Genomic DNA, 5,088 nt, shown 5'->3' on the forward strand with positions numbered 1-5,088 from the left:
CCCCACGGTCGAAGGCCAGGGGTGCGCGGGCAAAGGTCTCGTAAAGCGCCGAACCGCTCATTATATGCGTCTCCGGAACCGGAAATCAAAAAAGCCGCCAATGCGGCGGCCTTTGCGGCTTATCATGTTTTTCGGCCATGAAGTCAACGAAAACGTCACGCAGAAGCGCGTGGCAAGCCCCGACGCCACTCCGGCCCATCAGTGGTCAGGCAAGTTGGGGAAAACCGTAAAAACCGAATCGGTGTTGCCTTTGGGACTCTTGTCACCGAGTCAGCGCATAAGGTAATTGTAGTCGAGAAATAACTATATTTCGTGCGGCGGACCTAGATCACCCGGTACATGTGGTGTCGTTTGCCCGGCGAGAGCCGGCTCGGGAAAGGATTCTGGCTGCCGCACGCATTAGCAGGAGCGCGGTCTCATGAACTGGACTGACGAGCGGGTAGAACTTCTCAGGAAATTGTGGTCGGAGGGCCTGAGCGCCAGCCAGATTGCCGCACAGCTTGGCGGAGTGAGCCGCAATGCCGTCATCGGCAAGGTGCATCGCCTGAAGCTGTCGGGCCGCGGCCGCGCGACGGCTGCCCCGGCGCGCCAGAAGAAGGCGACGCAAGGCGCCTCGATGCAGAAATCGGTGGCCCGCGCGGCGAGCCCGGCGCGCCATGTGACCGCCACCATCGGCGCCACCGCGCTGCAGGTGCAGTTCGACGCCGAGCCGGTCGCGCGCCACTACATCCGCCCGGTCGAGAACGTGGTGGTTCCGATCTCGCGCAATCTGCAGCTCGTCGAGCTGACCGAACGCACCTGCAAATGGCCGAATGGCGACCCGCTCTCGGAAGACTTCAGCTTCTGCGGCAACGACGCCGCCGAAACGGGACCGTATTGCAAGTATCATTCCCGGGTTGCGTTCCAGCCGGCGGCGGAACGGCGCAGGGCAAGATAAGGGAATAAGGGAATAGGGGAGTAAGGCAGGAGGGGAATAGGGGAAAGAGCGCTTCACGCGCGACGTTTCGCCAGTCGCTCCGTATGACCACTCCCTTACTGCCTTACTGCCTTACTGCCTTACTGCCCTACTCCCCTCTCTTCACAGCCACCCATTCTTCTTGAATCGCCAATACAGGAACGAGCAGATCGCGGCCATCACCAGCAGGATGATGGGATAGCCATATTCCATCTTCAGTTCCGGCATGTCGGAGAAGTTCATGCCGTAGATGCCGGCGAAGGCGGTGGGCACCGCCAGGATGGCGGCCCATGAGGCGAGCTTCTTCGAGATCGCCGTTTCCTGGCTCTGTCCGACGAGCAGGCTGGCTTCGAAAGCGAAGGCCAGAACCTCGCGCAGGGAGTCGATCTTTTCCTGCACGGTGCGGATGTGGTCGGTCACATCGCGAAACAGCGGATGCATGGCGGCATGGATCTGCGGCAGGTCGGCGCTGGTCAGCCGGCGGCAGACCTCGACGAGCGGCAAGGCCGCGTTGCGCAGCCGCAGGAGATCGCGGCGCAGCATGTAGAGGCGCTCGATATCCGAACCAGTCATCGGCTTCAGAAGCACCTTGTCCTCGATCGCCTCGACCTCGTCTTCGATCTGCTCCAGCACCGGCATGTAATTGTCGACGATGAAATCGAGGATGGCGTAGAGGACGAAATCCTCACCCTTGGCCAGTGAATGCGGGCAGCTTTCCCAATGCTGGCGAACGGCGGCGTAGGAGGTCGACGGGCCGTGCCGGACGCTGACGATGTAGCCGGTGCCGACGAACAGATGCGTCTCGCCGAAAGTGACGCGACCGTCGATCAATTGCGCGGTGCGGGCGACGATGAACAGGGCATCGCCATATTGCTCGATCTTCGGGCGCGCATGCGGGTGCTCGGCGTCCTCGATCGCGAGGTCATGCAGGTGGAATTGCGCTTGCACCCTAAGCAGAAGGTTGCGGTCGGGCTCGAGCAGGCCAATCCAGACGACATGGCCGGGTTTGGCCGCCCATTCGCCGGCCTGTTCGATCGCGATGTCGGCGACACGCTTGCCGCCCAAATAGACGCTGGACGCAATGATGCCCGACGTTGGGGCCGGGGTCAGGTTTCGAACTTGTTCCATCGCAAACCTCCCGAGACTGCGACTGACAATTCGCCGTGCCTGGAGCAATTCCAGGAAAAGTGTGAGCGGTTTTCCGCCCGGAATTGCGTAAAAACAATAGTTGGGCGTTTCGCCGCTTCCGTGAAACGGTGAAACGCACTGGAGAGCTTAGCCTAAATCAGAAAACCGTTCGAGGGGCCTGAATTCACTTAGCCGGCACCGTGCCTGGCAGCACCACCTTGTCGGTCTTGTCGCCCTTCGGCCGTTCGGCGGGCATCTGGTCGCCGGTGACGATGTAGTAGATGGTCTCGGCGATGTTGGTCGCATGGTCGCCGATACGCTCGATATTCTTGGCGCAGAACAGAAGATGCGTGCAGGGCGTGATGTTGCGCGGATCTTCCATCATGTAGGTCAAAAGCTCGCGGAACAGCGAGGTGTACATGGCGTCGATCTGGTCGTCACGATCGCGCACGAAGCCGATCCTCTCGACCGAGCGCGAGGCGTAGACGTCGAGCACTTCCTTGAGCTGCGTCAGCGCCAGGTTGGCAAGCGCCTCCAGACCGCGGAAAAGGCTGTTCGGCTGGCGCCCGTCGACCGAGGCGACGCGCTTGGCGACGTTCTTGCCAAGATCGCCGACCCGCTCGATATCGGCCGAGATGCGGATCGCGCCGACGATCTCACGCAAATCCGTCGCCATCGGCTGGCGCCTGGCGATGATGATGATGGCCTTGTCATCGATCTCGCGCTGCCCCTCGTCGAGGACGATGTCGTCCTGGATGACCTTCTGGGCAAGGCCATGGTCGACATTGACGAGGGCCGCGACAGCCTGTTCGACCATGCGCTCGGCATGGCCGCCCATCGCCGCGATGCGCTTGGACAGGAATTTCAGCTCTTCGTCATAGGCACTGACTGTATGCACGGACTGCATCGATATGCCTTCCCGGTTTGTGCCGGCTGGTGCGTTCCCTCAATCTGTCGCTGATACGCGAACCGCATGACAGAAAGAAGAAAATCTCGGTTGGCAACCGGTACACGATCAGCGAGCCGGCAAATGAACCGTGAACGCCGCACCCTTGCCGACTTCCGACTTGATCGACAATCTTGCGTTATGACGGCTCAATATATGCTTGACGATCGAAAGGCCAAGCCCAGTGCCTTTCTGGGTGCGGCTGTTTTCGACATCGATGCGGTAGAAGCGTTCGGTTATGCGCGGGATGTGTTCTTCGGCAATGCCCGGACCGTAGTCTCTTATGGTGACGTCGATGCCTGGGTCCTGACCGTCCTCGACGCGTGCCATGGATACGGTCACGCGTCCGCCTGACTGGCCGTATTTGCAGGCATTCTCCAGGAGATTCTCGAAAACCTGGAAGAGTTCGTCGCGGTCGCCGGGGACGGAAACCGGGCCATCGATGAAGTCCCGCTCGATGACGATGCCGTTCTCGCTGGCCAGCGGCTCGAGCGAATCGATGACGCTGTCGATCGTCTGGCGAAGATCGACCGCAGTGCCCGGCCTCAGATAAGGTTTCATCTCCAGTCGCGAGAGCGAGAGCAGATCGTCGATCAGGCGGGCCATGCGTCCCGTTTGGTTCTGCATGATCTGCAGGAACTGGTCGCGCGCCGCCGGATCGTTCCGGGCCGGCCCGCGCAGCGTCTCGATGAAGCCGGCGATCGAGGCGAGCGGCGTGCGCAATTCATGGCTGGCATTGGCGATGAAGTCGGCCCGCATGCGGTCGATGCGGCGCGTCTCGCTCTGATCCTTGAACACCAGCACATAAAGGCCTGTGGCATGGCCGACCGTTGACGCGCTGACCCGGTATGTCCGCTCCACCGGCAGCTTTTCGGTGTAGTCGACCGCATCGGCGGCGACCTCGCCCGACAGGATGCCGTCCAGCAGCGCCTGCATTTCCGGCGCGCGAAACTTCAATGCCAGAGACATGCCCGGCGCCAGGCCGCCGAAAGCGGCGAAGGCGGCGGCGTTGGCGTGAACCATCGCGGCGGAATGGTCGAAAATGATCAGCGGATCGGCGACCGCGGCCGCCAGATACTCGCCGGAGAGCCGCTGCAGTCCGCTGGCCTCGATCGCCGCGCCTGTCTCGGTCGACCGGCGCTCGGCGTCCGCGGGCAGCATCGCCGCGGCCGCCAACAGGGCCAAAGCCGGCACCAGCACGTAGATTGAAGCGCCGGCGAAAGAATAGACGGCGATGACCGCGACAACGCCCGCGGCAAGCAGCCAGCGGTTGCCCCGAAGCCGCGCCGCCCAGGCTTGCCCCCTGCTGTCCTGCCCCGCGCCGGTCTCTGCCATAGGCCCGTGCTACCCCGCATCCCGTCGACCGGTCAGCGGCTCGCTGGACCGGCCCGACGCATGGGCTTCTTGAAAATCAGGATCGATTTTCGCGAAGGTTCATGCGCAAAATCAAAATGCTACGGCGTGTAAGCGTCCGGAGGGAGCGCCACGCCGCCAAGGCTCCATAGCATGAGTCCGCAAACTGGAAAGGTTCGTCCGGATGAAAAAAGCCAAGCAAACGGCTGAAGCGGCACCCGCCACAACACCGATCAAGATCAAGATCGGCGGCAAGGAGCGCGAGTTCGACATCGACAATCCGGTCCTGCCGGACTGGATCGAGGACAACAAGCTGACGGCCGGCGCCTATCCTTACGACAAGAAGATGAAGGGCGAGGACTACGAAAAGGAGCTCGAAGGGCTGCAAATCGAACTGGTCAAGGCGCAGGCCTGGCTTCAGGCGACCGGCAAGCGGGTGATGGCGCTGTTCGAGGGCAGAGACGCGGCCGGCAAGGGCGGCACGATCTTCGTGCTGCGGCAGTACATGAACCCGCGCACTGCCCGCAACGTCGCGCTGACCAAGCCGACGCCGACCGAGGCCGGGCAATGGTATTATCAGCGCTATGTCGACCATTTCCCGACTTCGGGCGAATTCGTCACCTTCGACCGCTCCTGGTACAACCGGGCCGGTGTCGAGCCGGTCATGGGGTTCTGCACGCCGGAGCAACATGAGAAATTCCTCGAC

At 62.0% G+C, this 5,088-nt stretch carries 5 protein-coding genes and 1 pseudogene; 3 read left to right on the top strand and 3 right to left on the bottom strand.

Annotated features, from left to right (window positions below):
• On the top strand, positions 1 to 286 hold a 286-nt coding region (locus tag EOA27_RS41565), incomplete at its 5' end, for a hypothetical protein (protein ID WP_210214162.1).
• 132 nt (positions 287 to 418) lie between these two features.
• Positions 419 to 937 (top strand): GcrA family cell cycle regulator, encoded by a 519-nt coding sequence (locus tag EOA27_RS21190; protein ID WP_042641251.1) that lies wholly within the window; start codon positions 419 to 421, stop codon positions 935 to 937.
• A gap of 141 nt (positions 938 to 1,078) precedes the next feature.
• Here EOA27_RS21190 and EOA27_RS21195 read toward each other — a convergent pair whose 3' ends face one another.
• From EOA27_RS21195 to EOA27_RS21205, 3 genes are all read right to left on the bottom strand, one after another.
• The gene (locus EOA27_RS21195; protein WP_126079348.1) at positions 1,079 to 2,083 is read right to left on the bottom strand and encodes a magnesium and cobalt transport protein CorA; all 1,005 of its coding nucleotides are present in this window, start codon (positions 2,081 to 2,083) and stop codon (positions 1,079 to 1,081) included.
• A 184-nt stretch (positions 2,084 to 2,267) separates the two neighbouring features.
• Positions 2,268 to 2,990, bottom strand: a complete 723-nt coding sequence (gene phoU, locus EOA27_RS21200; protein WP_126079349.1) for a phosphate signaling complex protein PhoU — start codon at positions 2,988 to 2,990, stop codon at positions 2,268 to 2,270.
• A 108-nt stretch (positions 2,991 to 3,098) separates the two neighbouring features.
• Positions 3,099 to 4,364, bottom strand: coding sequence for an ATP-binding protein (locus EOA27_RS21205; RefSeq protein WP_126079350.1), 1,266 nt, complete (start codon positions 4,362 to 4,364; stop codon positions 3,099 to 3,101).
• A gap of 202 nt (positions 4,365 to 4,566) precedes the next feature.
• On the opposite strand from EOA27_RS21205, the pseudogene EOA27_RS21210 reads away from it, so the two are divergent.
• Positions 4,567 to 5,088, top strand: a pseudogene (locus EOA27_RS21210) (polyphosphate kinase 2); the annotation flags it as partial.

It is taken from the genome of Mesorhizobium sp. M2A.F.Ca.ET.037.01.1.1 (assembly GCF_003998075.1).
In the GTDB taxonomy this organism is placed as follows: domain Bacteria; phylum Pseudomonadota; class Alphaproteobacteria; order Rhizobiales; family Rhizobiaceae; genus Mesorhizobium.

Coding starts and splice junctions, on each gene's coding strand:
- EOA27_RS21190 (WP_042641251.1), top strand. CDS start 419: ATGAACTGGACTGACGAGCGGGTAGAACTTCTCAGGAAATTGTGGTCG.
- EOA27_RS21195 (WP_126079348.1), bottom strand. CDS start 2,083: ATGGAACAAGTTCGAAACCTGACCCCGGCCCCAACGTCGGGCATCATT.
- phoU (WP_126079349.1), bottom strand. CDS start 2,990: ATGCAGTCCGTGCATACAGTCAGTGCCTATGACGAAGAGCTGAAATTC.
- EOA27_RS21205 (WP_126079350.1), bottom strand. CDS start 4,364: ATGGCAGAGACCGGCGCGGGGCAGGACAGCAGGGGGCAAGCCTGGGCG.